The 20418-nt window shown below is 66.5% G+C and carries 20 protein-coding genes; 6 read left to right on the top strand and 14 right to left on the bottom strand.

From position 1 onward, the window contains the following. The first annotated feature begins 3 nt into the window (after positions 1-3). Together A9J21_RS29355 and A9J21_RS29350 are read left to right on the top strand one after the other, a co-directional pair. A complete protein-coding gene (locus A9J21_RS29355; RefSeq protein ID WP_066742357.1) occupies positions 4-546 on the top strand; it encodes a cytochrome P460 family protein in 543 nt (180 codons plus the stop codon). A gap of 217 nt (positions 547-763) precedes the next feature. Beyond that, positions 764-1105, top strand: a complete 342-nt coding sequence (locus tag A9J21_RS29350; RefSeq protein ID WP_066742582.1) for a hypothetical protein — start codon at positions 764-766, stop codon at positions 1103-1105. A 38-nt stretch (positions 1106-1143) separates the two neighbouring features. On the opposite strand, the gene A9J21_RS29345 is transcribed toward A9J21_RS29350, so the two are convergent. Then, positions 1144-1359, bottom strand: a complete 216-nt coding sequence (locus A9J21_RS29345) for a hypothetical protein (protein ID WP_066742355.1) — start codon at positions 1357-1359, stop codon at positions 1144-1146. A gap of 334 nt (positions 1360-1693) precedes the next feature. Between A9J21_RS29345 and A9J21_RS29340 the strand changes: the two genes are divergently transcribed. After that, a complete protein-coding gene (locus A9J21_RS29340; RefSeq protein ID WP_066742352.1) occupies positions 1694-5755 on the top strand; it encodes a CheR family methyltransferase in 4062 nt (1353 codons plus the stop codon). On the opposite strand, the gene A9J21_RS29335 is transcribed toward A9J21_RS29340, so the two are convergent. Further along, on the bottom strand, positions 5733-6038 hold the full coding sequence (locus tag A9J21_RS29335) for a hypothetical protein (RefSeq protein WP_066742349.1): 306 nt from the start codon (positions 6036-6038) through the stop codon (positions 5733-5735). The genes A9J21_RS29340 and A9J21_RS29335 overlap by 23 nt on opposite strands. Next, entirely contained in the window at positions 6031-6294 is a 264-nt protein-coding gene (locus A9J21_RS29330; RefSeq protein WP_066742580.1) for a hypothetical protein, read from the bottom strand. Before A9J21_RS29330 ends, A9J21_RS29335 begins: the two co-directional genes overlap by 8 nt. Before the next feature lie 172 nt (positions 6295-6466). Here A9J21_RS29330 and A9J21_RS29325 point away from each other — a divergent pair, with 172 nt between their 5' ends. Beyond that, on the top strand, positions 6467-7045 hold the full coding sequence (locus A9J21_RS29325; protein WP_066742347.1) for a recombinase family protein: 579 nt from the start codon (positions 6467-6469) through the stop codon (positions 7043-7045). 35 nt (positions 7046-7080) lie between these two features. Here the strand turns inward: A9J21_RS29325 and A9J21_RS29320 are convergent, their stop codons facing one another. The 6 genes from A9J21_RS29320 to mnmH all read right to left on the bottom strand — a co-directional run bounded on the left by A9J21_RS29320 (position 7081) and on the right by mnmH (position 11808). Further along, positions 7081-7821, bottom strand: a complete 741-nt coding sequence (locus A9J21_RS29320) for a PIG-L family deacetylase (RefSeq protein WP_066742345.1) — start codon at positions 7819-7821, stop codon at positions 7081-7083. 6 nt (positions 7822-7827) lie between these two features. After that, positions 7828-8553, bottom strand: coding sequence for a glycosyltransferase family 2 protein (locus tag A9J21_RS29315; RefSeq protein WP_082926686.1), 726 nt, complete (start codon positions 8551-8553; stop codon positions 7828-7830). Continuing rightward, positions 8550-9152 carry a class I SAM-dependent methyltransferase gene (locus tag A9J21_RS29310; RefSeq protein ID WP_066742342.1) on the bottom strand — a complete coding sequence of 201 codons (603 nt, stop codon included), beginning with the start codon at positions 9150-9152 and terminating at the stop codon, positions 8550-8552. Before A9J21_RS29310 ends, A9J21_RS29315 begins: the two co-directional genes overlap by 4 nt. Next, complete coding sequence (locus tag A9J21_RS29305; RefSeq protein WP_231907084.1) at positions 9149-10213, bottom strand: acyl-CoA dehydrogenase family protein; 1065 nt, start codon at positions 10211-10213, stop codon at positions 9149-9151. Before A9J21_RS29305 ends, A9J21_RS29310 begins: the two co-directional genes overlap by 4 nt. A 167-nt stretch (positions 10214-10380) precedes the next feature. Further along, a complete protein-coding gene (locus A9J21_RS29300) occupies positions 10381-10647 on the bottom strand; it encodes a hypothetical protein (RefSeq protein ID WP_066742339.1) in 267 nt (88 codons plus the stop codon). A gap of 99 nt (positions 10648-10746) precedes the next feature. Beyond that, positions 10747-11808 (bottom strand): tRNA 2-selenouridine(34) synthase MnmH, encoded by a 1062-nt coding sequence (gene mnmH, locus A9J21_RS29295; RefSeq protein WP_066742336.1) that lies wholly within the window; start codon positions 11806-11808, stop codon positions 10747-10749. A gap of 222 nt (positions 11809-12030) precedes the next feature. Between mnmH and A9J21_RS29290 the strand changes: the two genes are divergently transcribed. Together A9J21_RS29290 and A9J21_RS29285 are read left to right on the top strand one after the other, a co-directional pair. Continuing rightward, positions 12031-12945, top strand: coding sequence for an AraC family transcriptional regulator (locus tag A9J21_RS29290; protein ID WP_066742333.1), 915 nt, complete (start codon positions 12031-12033; stop codon positions 12943-12945). A gap of 227 nt (positions 12946-13172) precedes the next feature. Then, on the top strand, positions 13173-14054 hold the full coding sequence (locus A9J21_RS29285; protein WP_156546338.1) for a sensor histidine kinase: 882 nt from the start codon (positions 13173-13175) through the stop codon (positions 14052-14054). Between the two features lie 26 nt (positions 14055-14080). On the opposite strand, the gene A9J21_RS29280 is transcribed toward A9J21_RS29285, so the two are convergent. The 5 genes from A9J21_RS29280 to A9J21_RS29260 form a co-directional block, all read right to left on the bottom strand. After that, positions 14081-14548, bottom strand: a complete 468-nt coding sequence (locus A9J21_RS29280) for a CBS domain-containing protein (RefSeq protein WP_066742327.1) — start codon at positions 14546-14548, stop codon at positions 14081-14083. A 221-nt stretch (positions 14549-14769) separates the two neighbouring features. Beyond that, the gene (locus tag A9J21_RS29275; protein WP_066742324.1) at positions 14770-15846 is read right to left on the bottom strand and encodes an alpha-hydroxy acid oxidase; all 1077 of its coding nucleotides are present in this window, start codon (positions 15844-15846) and stop codon (positions 14770-14772) included. Positions 15847-15848: 2 nt separating this feature from the next. Next, the gene (locus tag A9J21_RS29270) at positions 15849-16535 is read right to left on the bottom strand and encodes a Fe2+-dependent dioxygenase (protein ID WP_066742321.1); all 687 of its coding nucleotides are present in this window, start codon (positions 16533-16535) and stop codon (positions 15849-15851) included. 61 nt (positions 16536-16596) lie between these two features. Then, complete coding sequence (locus A9J21_RS29265; protein ID WP_066742318.1) at positions 16597-18834, bottom strand: TonB-dependent siderophore receptor; 2238 nt, start codon at positions 18832-18834, stop codon at positions 16597-16599. A 397-nt stretch (positions 18835-19231) separates the two neighbouring features. Next, positions 19232-20233 carry a hypothetical protein gene (locus A9J21_RS29260; protein WP_404851427.1) on the bottom strand — a complete coding sequence of 334 codons (1002 nt, stop codon included), beginning with the start codon at positions 20231-20233 and terminating at the stop codon, positions 19232-19234. Positions 20234-20418: the final 185 nt, after the last annotated feature.

Here is a 20418-nt window from a genome sequence, read left to right as displayed (position 1 = left end):
ACCATGAAGCCGATGTCCGTCGTAGCCCTGACTGCAGCCGCAACCGTCCTGCTGGCGGGGGCCGCCGTTGCCGCCGGGCAGTCCGGGGCCAGCCCCGAGTCTGCTGCCACGCCGAGCCGTGCCAATCCCGACGCGTCGCCCATCTACGGCGTGACGCTGCCAGAGGGCTACCGCAACTGGCAACTGGTTGCCCCCGCCCTTGAAGGCGAGCCGCTGAACGAACTGCGCACCGTGGTGGGCAACAAGATCGCCATCGATGCGTACAAGCGCGGCGAGTTGCCGTTCCCAGATGGGGCGGTGCTGGTCAAGCTGGCGTGGAAATACACGCAGTCGCCCGAGTTCAAGTCCGCACTGGTGCCTGGGCACGCCACCACCGTGCAGGTCATGGTCAAGGATTCGAAGAAGTACGCCGCATCGGGCGGCTGGGGCTACGGGCGCTTTATCGACGGCAAGCCCGCCGATCTGGCGCAGCACCAGACCTGTTTTGCCTGCCACGCCTCGCTCGTCAAGAATCGCGACTACGTGTTCACGCGACTCGCGCCGTAGTTGCGCGTTCCCCCCCCCCGGGCCGGCATCGCATCGAGGCACCGATTCATCGTGCCAATTCAAAAAATGCGGGCGATTTCGGCAAGGCGCCGCCCCAACACCGTTCAAGCTTCAGCGGCGCCGCCATGCGGCCTTTCCCTGTTGGTGTTCCCGGATTTCCCGTTTCCGGCCGGTCGCCCCTGTCCGGCCCTTGTTAGAGAGAGAGAGGAGGATGATGATGCTGAAGAAGACCGTACCGATGCTGGTCGTTGCCGCGCTGACGGCGCTGGGTGCTGTGCAACTGGCCCACGCACAAGCGAATTCCGGGCGCACGCTCCGGAAAGTCGACCCCTATACCGATGGTGCCAAGGTCGGCAAGCCCGACCCGTACCTGGACGGCGCAAAGGCCGACAAGTTCGATCCGTACGCAGGCGGCGCCAAGACGTCGACCCGTACGGACCTGGCCCCCCGGAAGCCGGACCCGTACACCGATGGCGCCAAGGTCGGCAAGCCCGACCCGTATCTGGATGGTGCCAGGACCGGCAAGCCCGACCCGTACACCGACGGCGCAAAGCAGTAAGGCCCCGGATGGGCGCCTGGCCGAATGATGGGGGCGGCCTATTTCACGCTGCCGCCGAGCACCTCGCGGCGGGCGCGCAGAACGTGAATCGACTGGCGCAGGATGTTGAGTGTTCCGGCGGCCTGCGCGTCACCGCTGCCGGCTGACAGGCGCGCGACGACTTCCGCGCGCCGCAACTCTGCCTCGCGTTCCGCGATATAGCGGTCAAGAATCACCAGATCCCGCAGTGCTTTTCCTTTTTGCATGGCCGTCATGGGGATGTAGGGATGGCACACATGTCCACTATGTCCACTATATCGGCCACATTCGCGCCGCACCGGTAAATCCGGGGGAAAGACGCCGCTCGTCCATGTCCGTATAGCATGCATTACGGACTGACATAAAGCATCACGACTGGACATATATTCGCGATGCTCTTGCACTTATCGCGCCAAGCAAGAGAGTCAGTTCGTATTCGAGCCGCTCCCTTGCGAGCGGCTTCTTTTTTGGCGTGTGACTTCACTGACCGGGGAAGCCGGACCCCGGCGGCGGGGAACTTTCTGCGTAGTATCATTGCGCTCTCTATCCAGTATCGGCGCGTCTACGTTCATGGCTCGGTCCAAGGTGAATTCCATTCCCAGTCAGCTTCACTTTCCTGTGGTGGGAATCGGCGCATCCGCCGGCGGGATCGAGGCACTGCGGCTATTTTTTGAAGCCCTGCCGGGCCGCATGGGTGCCGCATACGTCATTGTCCTGCACCTGTCGCCGGATCACGGCAGTTCGCTGCCGGGCATCCTGTCCGGCGTCACATCCATGCCGGTGGAGCAGGTCAACGAAGACACCGTCATGGAGCCCGACCATGTCTATCTGATCGCGCCATCGATGGTGCTGACGATGGTGGACGGTTACCTGCGGGTACAGCCGCCCGCGTCGACCAGTGACCGGCGCATGGCGATCGACCTGTTCCTGCGCTCCCTGGCGGAATGCCACCGCGACCGGGCGATCGGCATCGTGCTGTCGGGCGCCGGTGCCGATGGCGCTGTTGGGATCACGCGGATCAAGGAACTGGGCGGCATCGTGATGGCCCAGCAACCCGAGGATGCGGCGTTCTCGAGCATGCCGCGCGCCGCTATCGGCACGGGCCAGGTCGATTTCGTGTTGCCCGTGGCGGACATGCCCCAGCGCCTGCTGGAAATATGGTCCAACAAGCGCCGCATCCGCGCCAACGTGGACGCAGAATCGGATCGCGACGACGCCGTTGCCACGGACAACGAACGGATTCTGCGCGAGATCATGGTCATCCTGCGCACGCGCGCCGGCCACGACTTCCGCCAGTACAAGCGTGCCACGGTGCTGCGCCGCATCGAGCGCCGCATGCAGGTCAGCGGGTTGTCCGAGCTGCAGGAGTATCGCGACTTCCTGCACGACCACCCCGACGAGACACCGCACCTGCTGCAGGACATGCTGATCAGCGTGACCAACTTCTTCCGCGACAAGGACGCCTACGACCTGCTGCAGAACGATGTGGTGCCGCAGCTGGTGGAGCATCGCATCGAGAACGAGCCGATTCGCGTCTGGTCTGCCGGCTGTGCCACGGGCGAGGAAGCCTACTCGCTGGCCATGCTGCTGGCGGAGGCCTCGTCGCGCAACTCGGAGACCGTGCCGTTCCAGGTGTTTGCCACCGATATCGACGAGCGGGCAATCTCCTATGCGCGCGCCGGACTGTATCCGGAATCGATCCTTGCCGACGTGGATCCTGGCCGCGTGCGCCAGTTCCTGGTCAAGGACGCCGCGCACTACCGCATCAAGAAGGAACTGCGCGAACACGTGCTGTTTGCCCTGCACAACGTGCTGCGCGATCCCCCGTTCTCGCGTCTGGACATGATCTGCTGCCGCAACCTGCTGATCTACCTGGATCGCGAGGCACAGCTCGATGTCCTGCGCACGTTCCATTTTGCGCTGCGTCCCGGCGGCTACCTGTTCCTGGGCAGTTCCGAAGCCGCGGACAGCGTCAGCTCTCTGTTCTCGGTCGTGGACAAGAAGGCACGCATCTACCGGGCAAACGTGGCGGTGCGCGGTGATGCACCCGTTCCGATGTCGGCCGCCATGCAGAACATGCGTATGCCGATGGCCATCTTGCAGCCCCCTGGGCGGCGCAAGTTCTCCTTCGGCGACCTGCACCAGCGCCTGGTGGAGCAGCATGCTCCGCCGAGCGTACTGGTCAGCCGCGAGTCGGACATCGTCCATCTGTCGGATCGGGCGGGGCGCTTCCTGGAGTACGCGGGCGGCGAGCCGTCCCACAACGTGATTGCGGCGGTACGGCCCGAGCTTCGCCTGGAACTGCGCACGGCCATTTTCCAGGCCCTGCAGGCCAACCACAGCGTGGAGGCGCGGCGCGTGCAGCTGACGCGCGACGGGCGCAACTACTTTGTCAACATGATCGCGCGCCCGGTGCATGATGCCGAGGCCAATGCGGATTTCGTGCTGATCCTGTTCCACGAGGTGGAGGACAGCATGAGCGAGTCCTCCGATGCGCCACAGAAGCGCCAGCCTGATCCCATTGTCAGCCAGCTTGAACGCGAGCTGCATCGCACGAAGGAACAGTTGCAGGCCACGATCGAGCAGTCGGAGACGTCCACGGAAGAGCTGAAGGCGTCCAACGAGGAACTGCAGGCGATCAACGAGGAACTGCGCTCGGCCACCGAGGAACTCGAGACCAGCAAGGAAGAGCTGCAGTCGATCAACGAGGAACTCACCACGGTCAACGCCGAGCTGAAGTCGAAGGTCGAGGAAACAAGCAAGATCAACGACGATCTTCAGAACCTGATCATGGCCAACGACATTGGCACGATCTTCGTCGACCGGAATATCCGTATCAAACGCTACACGCCGCGCGCCACCGACGTGTTCAGCATCATCCCGTCCGACATTGGCCGATCGTTGCTGGATATCACGCACCGGCTCGACTACGACAAGCTGTCCGACGATGCCGCCGAGGCCTTCGACTCGCTGCGGCTGATCGAGCGCGAGGTGCAAAGCAACGATGGCCGCTGGTATCTGGCGCGCTTCCTGCCTTATCGCACGACCGAGGACCGCATCGATGGCGCCGTGCTGTCGTTTATCGACATCACGTCGCGCAAGGCGGCCGAAGCCCGGCTGCGCGAGGGCGAACGGCGCATGCGTATCGTGGCCGAAAGCACGCGCGACTACGCCATCATCACCTTTGACGACGACGGCCGCATTACCAGCTGGAATATGGGCGCCGAGCGTATTTTCGGCTACACCGAGACCGAGTTGCTGGGTGAGCCGGCCGATGTGCTCTACCTGCCCCAGGATCGGGACCGCGGCGTGCCAGCCGAGGAAAGGGCCCAGGCGCTCAAGTTCGGGCGGGTCGAGGAAGATCGCTGGCATCTGCGCAAGGATGGCACGCGTTTCCGGTCGACGGGGGTGCTGTGCCGACTGGAGCAGTCCGGCGTCCGCGGCTATGCCAAGATCTGCCGCGACATGAACGAGGCGCTGCCCGCTGGTGCCCTGCGCCTGGATGGCGGCTTCCGCTCCACACCGGTCCAGGATCATCGCGACGAGTTCCTGGCGGTGGCTTCGCATGAACTGAAGCATCCGCTTAACCTGATCAGCGCCAGCAGCGAACTGATCGGGCGTTCGGCCGAGGCGCGCCGCAATCCCATGATCGCCCGCGCCACGGAAACGATCCGGCGCACGGTGCTGGGCCAGGCACAGATCATCGATGACCTGCTGGACATGTCGCGGGTGCGTACCGGCAAGCTGTCCGTGTCGCGCGCCACGATCGATTTTGCCGAAGTCGTGCGGCACGTCTGCGATGCGGTGCGCGAAGAGGCGGCGCATCGGACCACGACGCTGGAAGCGGTATTGCCGGCGGAGCCCGTGTGGATCCATGCCGACGTGACGCGCATCGAGCAGGTGGTCTGGAACCTGCTCAGCAATGCGCTGAAGTTCACCGAGTCCGGCGACCGGATCAAGGTGGCGCTGGCAAGCGATGCCAATGCCGCAAGACTGACGGTCGAGGACACCGGGATGGGTATCGATGCGGAGTCGCTGCCGCATATCTTCGACATGTTCCGCCAGGGGGGCGCCATCCGGGCGCGATCCCGCGGACTTGGCATCGGCCTGAACCTGGTAAAGGAAATCGCGACCCTGCACGGGGGCAACGTGGAAGCCGCTTCGGGCGGCCCGGGTCATGGCAGCACCTTTACCGTGACGCTGCCGCTGGGCGCGCCGGTAACCGCCGAAGAGCAGGACGGTGCACTGCCGGCGTCGCTGTTGCGCGGCTTGCACGTGATGCTGGTGGACGATGACCAGCAGACCGTGGATACCTTCCGCATGCTGCTGGAGTCCGAAGGCGCGGTCGTCGACGTGGCGAGCGATGGCGAGGCGGCGCTGGCTTCCATGCAGATCCGCAAGCCCGACCTGCTGCTGTCGGATATTGGCATGCCTGGCATGGATGGATATCAACTGGTCCACCGGGTGCGCGGTCAGGAAGCGCTGAAGGAAGTGCCCGCGATTGCGCTGAGCGGCTACGGCCGCCATAGTGACGTGAACGCGGCGCTGCAGGCCGGATTCGACGCACACCTGCCCAAGCCGGTGATGCTGGACGACCTGTTGTCCACGCTCATGCGCCTTCGGCTTGCCTGACGGACGGTGCACCACCGGGGTGCGCTGCTGCGTCCAGCCGTTCGGCCGGCATGGCTTCAAGTACGAACCGGCGATGCCGGCGCAGTGCATCGACGGTCTCGCGCAGCGCGGCAAGCAACTCCAGACCGTTGTGCATCGGCAGGCCGTCCTGCTGCAAGTGACGCAGCACGGCGATCTGCCGGCGGATAATCGCCCGGCCCTCTGCGATGTGACGGTCTACCTGGACCAGCGCTGCGGCGGGGTTGGCGACACCATGCTGCCGGATACGCGACGTATCATGCATGGAGTGGCTCGAGATGCTCCGCTACAAGGGGAAGGGGCTGGACATAGCCAGGGCACTGGTTGCGGTCGATCCAGTCCTTGCCCCAGGCCAGCCCTTCGGCCATGGCCCGCTCGCAGGTCCGGTAAACGCCGATATCGCATGACTGCACCAGGACCGCGCCAGATTGCGCCACGCGCCCGGATGCCTGCCAGCTGTTTTCGCCAAGAAACAGCGCTGCGCCTTCGACGGTATGCCCATAGTACTGTTGCGTTGCCATGGCGGTCTCCTTGTCTCCAGCTGCCCAGGCATATCGATTGCCTGTCAATAAAATTGTAAGAAGGCCGCTCCCCTGACGGTACATTGCAGTGTTGTCCGGAATGTCCGGGTTCAGGACATCCCTGCTATGCTTGCACTCACTATCGGTCACGCCATCGGTAACGAGCCGCCCCATGCCCTCGACCCACCTCTATACCAACCAGGCTGCCACGCTTCGCGAGTTCGAAGGCGAATGCGTCAGCTTTGATGCCGCCGGATATGTCGTGGATTTCGGACAGGCATGGTGGGAGTGCAGCCCGGCGTCGGTTGCAGCGCTGGATCGCCCTCGCATGCAGCAACTGCTGCGGCGGCTGCGCGCGGGCGATGTGGTGGCAATGCTGCGGCTCTGCAGTCTTGGCAGTTCCGTGCGCGATGTGGTTGCCACGGTGGAGCGGTTCCGGGCACTGGGCGTGAAACTGCATTGCATCGAAACCGGCGACGCGCTGCTGACCGACGCCACATCCACGGCATTCCGGACACTGCAGGCCGTGGAGGGCATGGAGCGCGACACGCGCAGCGCCCGGATGAAGGCCAGCGCCGAACAGGCCGTGGAGCGTGGCAGCCGCCTGGGCAGGCGCCCCGCGCTGGCAACCAACACGCACGACGAAATCCGGGCAGCGCTGCGCCGGGGCACATCGGTCAGCGAACTGGCCCGCACCTTCAAGGTGTCACGCCAGACCATCATGCGGATCCGGGACGTGCACCCTGAATAACGCCGCTTCCACGCGCCATGCATTGATGTGCCGGGTCATGGGTTTTTCCCCGGCACCACGTCGAGCGCCCAGTAGCGCTCGGGCGCGGCAATGTCGGCAAGCTGTCCGGCGTTGAACAATGGCAACTGGCTTTCGTACGCCTCGACGGCAGCCATCTTCTGGCCTTGCCAGGGTACCAGCGGAAAATGCACGGGCGAGGCGATCAGGCCGGCCTGCCACCAGCCCATCAGGCGGCTCTGAACCATGCCGGGCAGCTGGCGGTAGATCGCGTCTTCATAGAACAGCCACTGTACGGGCGGCATGGGAGCGCCGCCTTCCGCCGTCTCGGCCGTTTGCATGCTCGAGACCGTGGCGCGCAACAGCAAGCAGGCCCGGCTTACCAGGATGTGATCGCTATGGAACAGCCCCATCGGCGCAACGACGGTGCCGCCGCGTTGCATCGAAGGCGACGCGGCCAGCCCGGCCATGATCTCCTCCGCGCCGTGCTGCCTGCCGTATTGCCCGTCGAGAAAGTCCAGCCATTCGGGCCGCGCGCCGAGCAGGTCCAGACCCCGTGCGTCCTCGCGGCGCCGTTGCGAGACGGCCTGTGTCACGCTGCCGAATCCGGCGGCACGATCCCAGTCCGGGACTTCGATCCGGGCGTCGGGTACACCCGCCAGCACGGTCACGACAACGGCGTCCCCGGCAGCGGCAAGCAGCGCGCCGCAACTGAAGACGGCATCGTCCAGATGCGGGGAAATGATGGTCAGCGGCTCGGGAATCTGAAGAAGGGGCATCCATCTTTAGCGGAAGTCAGCCGGGTGCCAGTCGGGTGCGGGTGCCGCGTCGTCAGCGGTGTGATCGTTGCAAAGGCTGCCCAGCATTGCCAGGTGATCGGCGAAGCCGTCTGGCGCACGGCCCTTGGCGCGGGCGCTGGTCACCACGCGCGGCAGCGTGCTCCACGCGATCTGCGCATTCAGCGCGATCAGGCGCTGCACCAGCGCCACATCCTCGCTGGTGGCATGGGGCGGGAATCCGCCAGCGCGTCGGTACGCCCGCGAGCAGACGCCCAGATTGGCGCCGTGTACATGGCGATGGTCTTCGGTACGCTGGTACCGCGCGGCAAAGCGTACCGGGACGTGCGGTGGATGCTCGCTCCAGTCGTCGATGGTCACCAGTCCGCAAACGGCATCGGCGCTCAGCGCCAGCTGCGCCACCAGCCAGTCCGGTGCCACGCGGCTGTCGGCATCGGTGAAGGCCAGCCAGCGTGCGTCCAGCGCCAGCAGCAGTTCCGCGCCGGCATGCCGGGCGATGCCCACGTTGCGCGCGGCGATGGGCAGGCAGGTGATTTGTGCCGGCGGATGGCGGCGGACAATGTCGAGCGACCGGTCGCTGCAGTCGTCGAGCACCACCACCAGCATGACGGGCTCGCCCCCAAGGCCGGGATGCAGCGCGGCGGCGCGCAGTGCGAGCAGACAGGCCTCCAGGCAGGTTTCTTCGTTGTGGACAGGCACGACAACGCCGATCATTGCATGGCCTCCCGGCTGCGCAGCGGTGCGGGGTTGCGTGACCAGGCATCGAGCAGGAAGTCGGGCTCCAGATGCCGCACATGCCGATGCAGCCCGTGCTGGCGCGCGATGGCGGCATGCAGGTGCCGGGTGGACTGGCGCCGCTCCGGGAACGGCCGCAGCCAGTGACAGGCGACGATGGTGCCCGCAGGCGCGAGGGCTTCGGCTGCGTATGCAACGGTCTGCAGCCATGCAGCGCGGTCGAAGTAGTAGCCAAGCTCGCTCAGCACGATCAGGTCGAAGCGGCCGGCGGGCCATGCGTCGGGCAGGCGCGCCACACGTGCCTCTACGTGCGCAAGGCGCGCCACGCGTGCGCGCGTGCGTTCGATGGCACGTGGCGCCAGATCGACGGCGAGCAGCGCGTCGCAGCGCGCCGCCAGGCGCTCGGTCAGCAAGCCGGTGGCGCATCCGGCTTCCAGCGCGTGAGCGTAGTGCGGCTCAGGCAGCGCGGCCATCAGCAGGTCACGCTTGCGGGCCTCATACCAGAGCGACGCGAAGCCCCATGGGTCGTCCTGTTCGAGGATGGCGTCGAAGTCGGTGGTGGGGGCGGCGGGGGTCATGGCCGGTAGCCGCCTTCGCCGAGTTCGCTTTGGCTCAACCGGTCTCCCAGCGTGGCGAGGTCGCGTTCCGCGTGGCTTTGCCGCAGAAGTACGGGCAGGTCCGCGAACAGCGCGGCCAGCCGCGCATCGCGACAGAGCGGACCGGCCCCAAGCACATTGCCGGCGCGCCGCATCACGCGTTGGACGGTGGCCTCGACCGTCGCGCGCAGCCGCATGGCTGGCACCCAGGCATCGGCCCGGGGATGCGCATCGATCCAGCCAGCCGATTCGCGCAGCAATGCCGCCGCCGCGTGCAAGTCGCTGTCGATGGCGCCCAGATGGGCGGCCGCATGGGGGTCGCCGTGGCGGCATACGGCACGCCGCACGGCCTGTTCGAAGGGCAGCACGGCGCCGTACCAGCAGGCGGCGATGCCCGCGCCGCCATGCCAGAAGCCCGGGCGGTCCAGATAGGCGCCTGCCGGGCCAATTTGCAGGGCAGGGCAGTTATCCAGGAGAACGTCACCACTGCCCGTGTCCCGCATGCCCACGGCGTGCCAGCCTTCGTCGGTGATACGCACACCGGGGCCGTGCACGTCGATGGCCGCGATCAGTGCGCCGCCATTGCCGTCATGGCAGGTGACCAGCGCGTGCGACACCGCGCGCGCGCCCGAGCACCATGCCTTGCGGCCATCGAGCCGCACCGGCCGGCCCGTGTCGATGCCGGTGCGCGCTGCCAGCGCGCGGGTGTCGGCGTCGATGGCTGCCCGGGCCTGCACGCGTGCATCGGGTGGCTCTGCGGCCCAGACCGCCCAGCGCGTATCGCGTTCGGGACGGGCCTGTGCAATTTCCATAAGAATGGCCAGCGCATCGGCATGCGCCTCGAACAGCTTGATGGCGACGGCGCCGTGCGCGGCGGCAATGTCGGAGAACAATCGCCAGCGGGCGAGCGTCTGTCCATGCGCGGGCAGCGGAATGCCATCTGGCGTGTCGCAGCAGGCGATCAGAGATCCGAGCGGGTCGTCGGGGGCCATGGTGGCGGGCGATGTGTGCACATGCACGGCGCCCCGCAAGTTTCCTGCCATGTTTTCCGCCAATTGGCGGGACGGTCGGCGAGCCCCCATGGCACGCGTCTCGCAACGCCGGCGCCGCGATCAGGCGAACATCGTCCGCCCCCGCGCGGCGGGGCGATATTTTTCCGATCGGTTGTAGGGGTTACAAGAAAAGCAGCGTCGGCGAAGACAGCCGTGAACTATCCCCTGCCACCCCGGATCGCGTTCAGCATGGCGCGCCGGAAGGCGCGGTTCGCTGCCAGCGTCCGACACATCAGTCCCAGCAACCGCTCGGAATGCGATGTGGGAAACCCCTTGCGCTTCAGTTGTCGCAGATGTCGCACCCGTGCGCGAATTTCACGGCGCAGGCGCTGTATCCGGTGGTCCACCGGGAAAATATCCCGTTCGATCAGGGCCTTTTGCCGTTGCGCCTCCAGATCGTCTTCGCTATAGCGCATGCGCTCCATCGCAGCCGTCCGGTTGATCGGTATGGGCCAGGACTCGCATCATTCGTTCCGGGTCCCGGTCAATGGCCGAATGTGATGCAAGCGCAATCTTTGAGGGGCCTATCCCGGCCAGCGCGCCTTGACCCGCTCAGCAATGACCGCGGCCAGTGCCTCGATACCTTCGGCCGACAGGCTGTCAGCCGGGACGGTCATGCGGTCGTCCCATCGATGGAAGTGCTTGCGTTGCGACCGCGCATAGGACGGGTCGTAATGCCGGGCGGCCAGTTCGGCGAACAGGCCGGGCAGGTCGCGCGCGCGCGCCATCGCCTGCCAGGCGTCGATGGTGGTGTTGCCGTGCAGTGCGTTGAGCCGCCCGAGCTGCTCGGCCAGCCATTCGGGCCGGTCGCCCAGATAGGCATAGTCACGCAGCAGGAAGGCCAGCCGCGCCGGCATGGGTACCTCGATTTCCAGGCAAAGGCTGTCGCGCATGCGGGCCACCAGCGGCACCGGCAGGTTGAGCTGGCCGATGCGCGCCCCTTCGCCTTCGACAAACAGCGGACGGGTCAGGTCGATATGCTCGATGGCATCGGCCAGGGCCGTCTCGAAGGCGGTCTGCGAGGGCTGCCGCACGTCCGGCAGCGCGCCCAGCAGCGATCCCTTGTGCCGGGCCAGGCCTTCGATATCGACCACCTGCTCGCCGTGCGCCGCCAGTGCCTGCAGCACGCGCGTCTTGCCGCTGCCGGTGGCGCCGCAGATCACCACCAGCGGCAGTTGGGGTGCCAGGGCATCGAGCGTGGCGATGACATGACGCCGCCATGACTTGTAGCCGCCGGCCAGTTGCTGGGCGTCCCAGCCCACCATGCGCATCCAGGTGGTCATCGAGCCGCTGCGCAGCCCGCCGCGCCAGCAGTAGACCAACGGCCGCCAGCCCTGCGGCCGGTCGGAGAACTGCCCGCCCAGGTGGCGGGCCAGGTTGGCGGCCACCATGGCGCCGCCCACCCGCCGGGCCTCGAAGGCGCCGGACTGCTTGTACAGCGTGCCGACGATGCGCCGTTCCTCGTTGTCGAGCACGGGGCAGTTGATCGCACCCGGAATATGGTCGATCTCGAACTCGGCCGGCGAGCGCGCGTCGATGATGGTGTCGAAGGCGTGGCGGTCCTCCACGCGCACGTAGGGTTTCATGAAAGCACGATCAGGCCGGCCGGGGAAAGATCTACTTTACTGGAGGCGGCGCGAAGCGCCAGGAATTTTGCGGCGGCGGCACGGCGCCCCGGACGCGTGCGATAGCCTGCGGTAGCGCCATGCGGCGGCCCGGGGCCTGCGTGCTATGCTGCGCCGGCCTGTTTCTGCAAGGATCTGGTAAGAATCAGGCGGCATCATCGTAATTCTTCGCGGACTCTCGCCATGTCGACAACCCAAACCACCTCCGCCCCGAAGGTACCTCCAGGGCTGGTCGATACGTTCGGCTGCTCCGCGGACAAGCTCGGCGCCGACCAGTCCCTGGCTGGCAGCGACATCCAGTTCCATCGCAAAAGCTCGCGCCTGCAGTCGGGCCAGATCGCCATGCCGGCGGCCGAGCGGGGGTTTGTCGCGGGCATCGCCCTGCAGGCCGGCCACCGCCGCCGCATCATCGCCGGGCGCCATGCCCGCACGCACGATTTCGCGGCTGGCGATATCTATGTCCGCAGCCTGTCCGAAGACTACAAGGCCGACTACCTGACCCGTTTCGATTTCATCCTGATGGAGCTGCCGCGCAGCCTTATCGAGCGCACCAGCAGCGAACTGGGCCGTGCCCGCCAACGCGCGCTGCGCGAGACCGCCGGCCAGCCCGACCCCGTGCTGGCGCACCTGGCCCAGGCGATGCTGCCCGCGCTGAGTCATCCCGAGCATGCCTGCCGGTTGTTTGTGGACCAGTTGAGCCTGACCATTGGCGTGCACCTGGTGGGCCAGTATGGCGAGGAGCCGGTGGCATCGCCCAAGGTCAACCGCCTGCTGTCGCCGCGCAGCGTGGCGCGGGCCAAGGAACTGCTGGCCGCCAGGATCGATGGCGACCTGTCGATCGCCGAGGTGGCCGACGCCTGCCAGCTGTCGCGCAGCCATTTCACGCGCGCCTTTCGCGATACCACCGGGCAGACCCCCTATCAGTGGCTGATGGCCCAGCGGCTGGAGCGCGCCCGCGCGTTGCTGCAGGATGCCGGCGTGCCACTGGCGCAGGTGGCCGTGGTCTGCGGCTTTTCCGACCAGAGCCATTTCACGCGCGTATTCGCCCGGCATATGGGTATGGCGCCCGGCGTCTGGCGCCGCCGCCATCTCGGCTAGGCTGCCTGCCCGCACGGCGGGATCGATGCCGGAACGGCGGCATTCCGGTCACCTATAACGCGGCAATTCAGCGCACAGGCGTTCCAGGCGCGGCACAAATCGACAAGTCAATTTCCCGGGCATGCCGTAGATTGTGTCCGACTGCCGCACGGCGCCCCCGGAAGCCACAAGCTTCCGGACTTCTGGCCGCTCGCGGTGTTTCATCGTTACCAACTGGAGACGCCGCCGTGACACCACAAAGCGATCCGCCCGCGGGGGCGGCATTCCAGCTGGACGCCATCCGCATGGTGCGCGATGTCGCGCAGGCCATCGAACGGCGTATTCAGGAAAATCTCAGTGGTACCGGCCTTGACGCCGGCGCATGCCGCACCGAGACGGCCATCATCCAGTGCCTGCAGGAGCAGATGGTGCATCTGTCGCGCGTGGCTACGCTGGGCACGCTGGCCGCGTCGATCGCGCATGAAATCCGCCAGCCGCTGACCGCCATCCGCATCGAGGCCGGCACCATCGAGCGCTGGATGAAGCGCGATGCGCCGATGGCCGGCGAAGTCAGCGAAGGCATCCGCCGCATCCAGGAACAATCCGAGCGCGCCGAGCGCGTGATCCGCAGCCTGCGCGCGCTGATGCGGCGCGAGCCCCTGCGGCCTCAGCCGTTCCGTCTGGACGATGCGTTGCACGAGGTGCTGCCGCTTGCCGATTGCCGGATCAGTGTCGCCTGCGTGGACCTCCGGCTAGATCTCGACGCGTCGTTGCCGCCGGTGCATGGCGACCGCGTGCAGATCCAGCAGGTCATGCTCAACCTCTTGCTCAATGCGGTGGAGGCCAGGCGCGACGGCCCGCCGGGCAGTGCCCGCGTGACGCTGCGTACGCGACACGGCGCCGGCGACATGGCGGTTATCGAGGTCATCGACAATGGCCGCGGCATCGAGCCTGAACAACTGGCCCGCATCTTCGAGCCGTTCTTCAGCACCAAGGACGACGGCATGGGGATTGGGCTTGCCATCTGCCGGTCGATCGTCGAACTGCATGGCGGCACCATTGCCGCGGCGTCGGGCGATGGACAGACCACGCTGACCGTGGCCCTGCCGGTGTACGCGCCCGCCGCATAGGCGCGGCCGGCGCGCAGGCGCAAGGGTCAGGCCGCGCCGGCCGCAGCCTCTGCTGCGTCAGCACCCTCAGCACCGTCAGCGGCCTGCGGGTTCCCGGGGCGCAGGGCGCGCAGGATATCGCGCCAGCTCACGATGCCGACTGGCCGGAAACACTCGTCCACGATGGGAATGCACGACACCTGGTGGGTCAGAAACAGGTCGATCGCGTCGGCGATGGCGGCTTCCGGGCGCAGTGTGATCGGCTGGCGGGACATGATCTGGTGCACGCGCCGGTTCAGGGTATTGAGATCCCTGGCCGATTCCACATTGCTGCCGATAAAGGGGCTCATGGCCCGCAGCAGGTCGCGATCCGACACCACGCCGTGCAACCTGCCGTCTTCGACCACCAGCAGATGGTGGAAGCTCGCGGCGTCGAAGATGTCCTTCACGGTTGCCAACGTGTCATCGAAGACCACGGTGGCCACCTGTTTCGACATGATGCTGTCAATACTCACTACTGGCTCCGTTCAGCTAGATCAGGCGCGCAGCCCCGCATGCAACGGGCAGCGGAGGCGCGGGTGACATGTGCCCGGTAGGTATAACGGCAGCACCGGCCGCAAACTGAAGCACGGCCGGCACGCGGGTCAATCGTCGAACGTGCCCGGATACTCGGGGGGCGGCGTCCGGGCGCAGCGGCGCGGCCGGTCTCGATTGAGGCATTGGACGAGGGCCTCGCCTATCGTTGCCGGATGGCGGCGCTGTCGAGCGCATCGAGGCGCGGACAGCCCAGCAGTGCCATCGACACTTCCAGTTCGGTCTGCAACATCGTCAGCATATGCGCCACGCCGGGCATGCCGCCCACCGCCAGCGCGTGCAGGATCGGCTGGCCGATCAGCACCGCCCTGGCACCCAGCGCGATGGCCTTGGCGATATCGGTGCCGCGCCGGATGCCGCCGTCAAGCAGGATCGGCACTGCACCGTTGACGGCCTGCGCCACGGCCGGCAGGGCGTCGATGGTGGCCGGCACGGTGTCCAGCGTACGCCCGCCATGGTTCGAGACGATGATGCCTGCCACGCCGGCATCGAGGGCGGGCCGGACGTCGGCAGGATTGAGCAGCCCCTTGACCAGTACCGGCAGCGGCGTCTGGCCGCACAGCCATGCCACATCCTGCCAGGTTGGCGCGTGGCGCAGCATGCTCCGGAACACGGGGCTGCCGTGGCTGGCGTCGTGGGTTTCGGGCGGTGGCAGGTCCGCCAGGTTGACGGCGCTGACGCCATCGGGCAGCCGGAAGCCGGCGCGTTGCTCCACATTGCGGATGCCATTGACCACGGCATCGATCGTCAGCACGATGGCCCGGTAGCCCGCCTGCTCGGCGCGGCGCACCAGGGTCAGGGTGTCTTCGCGGCGCGGCTGCAGGTAGAGCTGGAACCACAGCGTCGTGGTGGACGTACGGGCAATGTCTTCCAGCGACACGCTGGCCTGCGTGCTGACCGTCATCCATGTACGTGTCAGCGATGCCGCATGTACCGTAGCCAGCTCGCCATCGGGATGCACGAGCTTGTGATAGGCGGTGGGGGCGATCAGCAACGGATAGTCGAGTACCTGGCCGAACAGTTCCGAGCGCGCCGACGCCTGCGACATGTCGACCATGGCGCGCGGCATGAGGCGGATGCGCTCGAAGGCCGACTGGTTGTCGCGCTGGGTGATGCCGTCGGCCCCATATCCGGCGATATACCCGGCAACAGCCGGATGCACGCACTCGTGGAAGCGGCGCTCGTAGTCGCGCACGGAAACGGTATCGGCAGGAATCATCGTCAAAGCTCGGCCCAGCGCCGCAGCAGGTTGTGATAGTGGTTGACCAGCGACAGCACCGCGTCGTCGCCGTCGCCAAGGCGCGTGCGGATGCCGATGATCGTCATGTCGAGGTCGTGCAGCGTGGTGCGCATGCCGTCGTCCTTGACCATCGACTGCGCCCAGAAGAACGAGGCCCAGCGGCAGCCGCGCGTGACCGGCGTGACACGATGCAGCGACGAGGCAGGATACACCACCATATGCCCGGCCGGCAGCTTGACGCTGTGCGTGCCGAACAGGTCTTCGATGACCAGTTCGCCGCCATCGTATTCGTCGGGGTCCGACAGGAACAATGTGCTGGAGACATCGGCGCGCATGCGCAGGCCGCCCGTGCCGGGCATGGTGCGGATGGCGTTGTCGACATGCGTGCCGAACGTCATGCCGGCTTCGTAGCGGTTGAACATCGGCGGCAGCACCCGCAGTGGCAGCGCGGCCGAATGGTAGGCCGCGCAGCGGCCCAGCGCCTGCAGGATGAAGTCGGCCAGCTCCAGCGCGTCGGCGGTGTGTGTCGGCAGTTGCAGGTTGGCCTTGGACTGCGCGGCCAGGTCGCCCGCCGTGACGCGGCCATCCACCCAGGGCGACGCCTCCAGGCGCTGCCTGAGCATGCGGACTTCGTCGGGAGTCAGGACATCGGGGATCCGGATCAGCATGGTGGGGGTTCTCGGGAAGGACGGCCAGCCCCGCAAGGGGACCGGCCCGGTTGCGGCAGGATCAGAACGTCACGCCGACGTTGAACAGCACGGTGCGGCCAGAGGCCGGCACCGCCCGTGTTGCGTTGAACGCCGATGCATAGTTCAGGCTGTTGGTGAGGTTGTAGCCGTTGAGCGACGCCCGGAACCTGCCCTGCTGGTAGGCCAGCATGGCATCGAGCGAGAAGGTGTCGGGCACGCGGCCCGTGTTTTCGGAATTCGCCCAATAGCCGGACGCGTACCGCACGCCGCCGCCCAACGTCAGCTTGCCCGGCAATGGCACGAGCGCGTGCGGGATGTCATACGCTGTCCACAGCGTCAGGTTGTGGTGCGGTACGCCGGGCGCCACCTTGCCGACCAGCGCCGGCCTGGCGGCCGCTGTCACCTCGCCATCCAGGTACGCATAGGCCAGGTTGGCCGACCAGTTCGTGGTGATCCGGCCCGTCAGTCCCAGCTCGGCACCGCGTATGCGCCGGCCCTCGCCGCTGTCGGAGAAGCCGTTGGCAACCGCGCCTGTCACCGGGTCGACCGTGTAGGCGTTGGATTTCCGGATCTGGAACAGCGCCCCGGTCACGCCCAGGCGCTTGTCAAGGAAGTCCAGCTTGGTGCCGACTTCCACGGTATCCGACCGCTCCGGTTCATTGGCCGCTCCGGCCTTTGGCACCTCGGTCTGCACGCCGCCCACTGCCAGTGCGATATCGGTGCCCACGGGCCGGTACGAGCGCGAGAACGATGCGTAGAACATGGCGTCCTGCGTCGGCTCCCAGATCGCACTGATGGCCGGACTCAGCTTCTTCGAATCCGCGGTGCCGCCCACCGCCGAGGCGCTGGTTTCATATTCGCTGCGGAAGTAGTCCCAGCGCAGGCTGCCGAGCAGCGAGACCTGGTCTGTCAGCCAGACGCGGTCGTTCAGGAATACGCCGACATTGGTGGAGTTGGCGTCGCGCGTGGCCACGTAGTTGACGCTGGCATTCTTGCTGGCATCGAAGACCGGGTCGACGATGGTCTGGTTGTTCAGGCGGCCGGTCCAGCTGCCGATGTCGCGATGATCGCGCTGGTAGTTCATGTCCAGTCCGGCCATGGCGCGGTGGCGGAAGCTGCCGGTATGGAACTCCCCCCGGGCGCTCAGCACGTTCTGCAGACCCCAGCCCCGCTGCATGTATGTCATGCCGCCGCGTGCGCCGTACCGCAGCGGCGCGTTGCCGCCCGCCAGCAGCTTCTGCAGCGTGGCCTGGTTCACCCCGGCGGGGTTGGTGCCCGAGAAGTCGCGGTCGTAGTAGCTGAAGCGCGTGTCGTTGTTCAGCGTGATGCCGTTGCCGGTCTTCGCCTGGATAAGGGAAGTCACCACATGCGCGTCGCTGGTGTCGCGGTCGGTATTGCGCACATAGGAAGTGGACCGCGACAGGCCCGGCACGTCGTACTCGGTGATCGGACGGTACACGCCGTCGGTGCCCTGTGCCATCGGCACGCCGTAGTCGGGTGCGCCGCTGCGATGCAGGTACGCGTAGTTCAGGTGCCATTCGGTGGCGGTGCCGAGACCCGTACCGAAGTCGATGGCCAGGCCGCGCCGGTCATCGTCCACGTGGTCGCGGTCGGGCACCCTGCCGTCCTGGAACATGCCGTTGATGCGCAAGGCGGTGGTGTCGCCGAGCTGGTAGTTGCCGTCGAGCATGGTGCGGTAGGTCGGGCCGGCTCCGAAGCTCTGGTCGATGCTGGTGCGGGTGCCCTTGCCGGCCTTTTTCGAGGTCTGGTTGATCAGGCCGCCCAGGTTGCCCACGCCGAAGCTCTCGCCGGATGGCCCCTTGATGACTTCCACGCTGTCCGTGTTGAAGCTGTCGCGCCGGTAGGCGCCGAAGTCTCGCAGGCCGTCGATGTAGACGTCGCCCTTGGCCGACAGGCCGCGAATGCGGAACTGGTCGCCGTTCTGGCCGCCGTTGCCCTCGCCGGTGGAAATCGTGATGCCGGGCACGTTCTTCAGCGCCTGTTCCAGCGAGGTCACCTGCTGCTGCTCCAGCACGTCGCGCGGAATGACGAAGATGGTCTTGGGCGTCTCCTTGACGGTATCGGGCAGCCGCGCGATGCCGGTGGACGCTTCATTGGTGTTCTCGATGCCCTTGCCGGTCACGGTAACCGCCGGCAGCACCGTGGCGGTCTGGGCGTAGGCGATCTGTGGAAGCGCCGTGATCGTGAGGGCGGTACCGGTGCTGGCCGCGCCGGACACCAGCACGCGGATCGAAGACGAGAGGATTTTCTGCTGCACAACTGAGCTCCAGCTTGACGACAACAATCGGGACGGATGCAGGCATCCGTTGCACCGGTCAGGCGACCGGTGCGCGGGCGTGGTCGAAGGGGGGCGGAGTAGGTGTGACGCGGAGGCTTGCTGGTCGCTGGGGGCGATGGCTGGCTATGGGCGGGCGGATGCGTTCAGGGCGACATGACCCGGCCCGGCGCCTGTGTTTCTTCAACAACGGGCGCCAACGTAAGCGATGCGGCTACGGTGGGTCAATCAAAGTACGGGCGGGACGAGATATTTCGGAAAAATTCGAAAATCTCGCAAAGAATGAGTGACTCGGAACTCTCCGAGCCGTCGGAGGGCGCGCCGTCGACCGTCACGGTCTGGCACGCTGTATCCGGCGCAGCGGACGGGGTGTGAGGTGTCAGAAGCTGGCGGCCAGGCCCAGCGACACGCCGGACACGTTGTTGCCGAAGACGTAGCGCACCACCGCCCGCACGCGCGTGACAAAGACCTCGTGCGCCGTGGTGTCCAGCTCCAGGCCCAGCCCCAGCGTGGTCAGGTAGTTGAAGCCCAGCGCCCCGGCCTGTGCCCCGAGGTAGTGCGAGTGCGACAGTTCCATCACGTAGCGCACGGGCCGGTCCATCGCGAAGTAGCCGGTCGGGGCGCGCCAGCGCGCGTACAGGTTGGCGGTCTGGGCAATGGCCGATCCCTGTACCGCATCCGACGATCCGCCAAAGCTCTTCAGGTGGATATTGGTGTAGCGCAGTTCCACGTCGATGTCGTGCTCGGGCCGATAGTGTTCCCAGTCGATCATGACCGATCCACCCAGCCCATAGGCGTTAAGCGATCCGCCGTCGAGGAAATTGATGTTGCGGTCGGTCTTGTGGTTCACGAAGCCCTGCGCCAGCCGCAGATCGCTGGACACATTGCCCAGCGACGCATTGAAGATCGGGCGGAACACCAGTTCCTTGCTCTCCGTCAGCGGGAAGTCCCAGCCAATGCCGACGGTGCCGGCCACGGTATTCCAGCGCGTGGGCAGTTCGCGCGATTCCGTGCCGTTCGATGCCACGAAGGTGGGGTCGTATCGGCTGTAGGCGATCGACCCTTCCATATAGATCGGGGTGGACTTGCTGAGCGTGAAGCCGCCGCCCAGCTGCGACATGACGATGCCTGGGTTGGCGGTCTGCCCGTTCGAGATCGACAGTGAACTCGACGCCAGGTCGGGCACCACCGAAAAGCTCATCAGCGTCAGCACCGCATTGGCCTGTCGCTGCACGGCCGGGCCGAACACAACCTGGAAATCGCGTGGCTGCTGCTGCGCATGCGCCGGCTCCGCGCCGCCCCACAGCAGCGCGGCGGGCAGCAGCGCGGCCAGGCAGCGCCGACGGACGAAACCGGATCCTGGAAGCGTCATGCGGCCCATGGGGTCGGCCGGATAGGCCCGGCGGCGAACGGCAATGGTGCCAAGCGTACGCCAGCGCGGGGCGGCTTGCGAATTGGACCAAAGCCGTATGGACAAGGCGCCACCGGGGCCCGCCAAGCGGCGTATTGGCCCAAGGTTCCATTGCGGCGCGTCTGGCCGCCATCTATATGTTGTGCTGACAGCCG

Origin of the sequence: Cupriavidus sp. D384, assembly GCF_001652915.1 — a bacterium.
Classification (GTDB): Bacteria; Pseudomonadota; Gammaproteobacteria; order Burkholderiales; family Burkholderiaceae; genus Cupriavidus.
Note: the sequence above shows the minus strand (reverse complement) of the source record. Positions and strands in the feature narration are given on the sequence as shown.

Excerpts from the sequence above, each read along its gene's own strand:
- A9J21_RS29355 (WP_066742357.1), top strand. The coding sequence starts at position 4 with ATGAAGCCGATGTCCGTCGTAGCCCTGACTGCAGCCGCAACCGTCCTG.
- A9J21_RS29350 (WP_066742582.1), top strand. The coding sequence starts at position 764 with ATGCTGAAGAAGACCGTACCGATGCTGGTCGTTGCCGCGCTGACGGCG.
- A9J21_RS29345 (WP_066742355.1), bottom strand. The coding sequence starts at position 1,359 with ATGACGGCCATGCAAAAAGGAAAAGCACTGCGGGATCTGGTGATTCTT.
- A9J21_RS29340 (WP_066742352.1), top strand. The coding sequence starts at position 1,694 with ATGGCTCGGTCCAAGGTGAATTCCATTCCCAGTCAGCTTCACTTTCCT.
- A9J21_RS29335 (WP_066742349.1), bottom strand. The coding sequence starts at position 6,038 with ATGCATGATACGTCGCGTATCCGGCAGCATGGTGTCGCCAACCCCGCC.
- A9J21_RS29330 (WP_066742580.1), bottom strand. The coding sequence starts at position 6,294 with ATGGCAACGCAACAGTACTATGGGCATACCGTCGAAGGCGCAGCGCTG.
- A9J21_RS29325 (WP_066742347.1), top strand. The coding sequence starts at position 6,467 with ATGCCCTCGACCCACCTCTATACCAACCAGGCTGCCACGCTTCGCGAG.
- A9J21_RS29320 (WP_066742345.1), bottom strand. The coding sequence starts at position 7,821 with ATGCCCCTTCTTCAGATTCCCGAGCCGCTGACCATCATTTCCCCGCAT.
- A9J21_RS29315 (WP_082926686.1), bottom strand. The coding sequence starts at position 8,553 with ATGATCGGCGTTGTCGTGCCTGTCCACAACGAAGAAACCTGCCTGGAG.
- A9J21_RS29310 (WP_066742342.1), bottom strand. The coding sequence starts at position 9,152 with ATGACCCCCGCCGCCCCCACCACCGACTTCGACGCCATCCTCGAACAG.
- A9J21_RS29305 (WP_231907084.1), bottom strand. The coding sequence starts at position 10,213 with ATGGCAGGAAACTTGCGGGGCGCCGTGCATGTGCACACATCGCCCGCC.
- A9J21_RS29300 (WP_066742339.1), bottom strand. The coding sequence starts at position 10,647 with ATGGAGCGCATGCGCTATAGCGAAGACGATCTGGAGGCGCAACGGCAA.
- mnmH (WP_066742336.1), bottom strand. The coding sequence starts at position 11,808 with ATGAAACCCTACGTGCGCGTGGAGGACCGCCACGCCTTCGACACCATC.
- A9J21_RS29290 (WP_066742333.1), top strand. The coding sequence starts at position 12,031 with ATGTCGACAACCCAAACCACCTCCGCCCCGAAGGTACCTCCAGGGCTG.
- A9J21_RS29275 (WP_066742324.1), bottom strand. The coding sequence starts at position 15,846 with ATGATTCCTGCCGATACCGTTTCCGTGCGCGACTACGAGCGCCGCTTC.
- A9J21_RS29270 (WP_066742321.1), bottom strand. The coding sequence starts at position 16,535 with ATGCTGATCCGGATCCCCGATGTCCTGACTCCCGACGAAGTCCGCATG.
- A9J21_RS29260 (WP_404851427.1), bottom strand. The coding sequence starts at position 20,233 with ATGGGCCGCATGACGCTTCCAGGATCCGGTTTCGTCCGTCGGCGCTGC.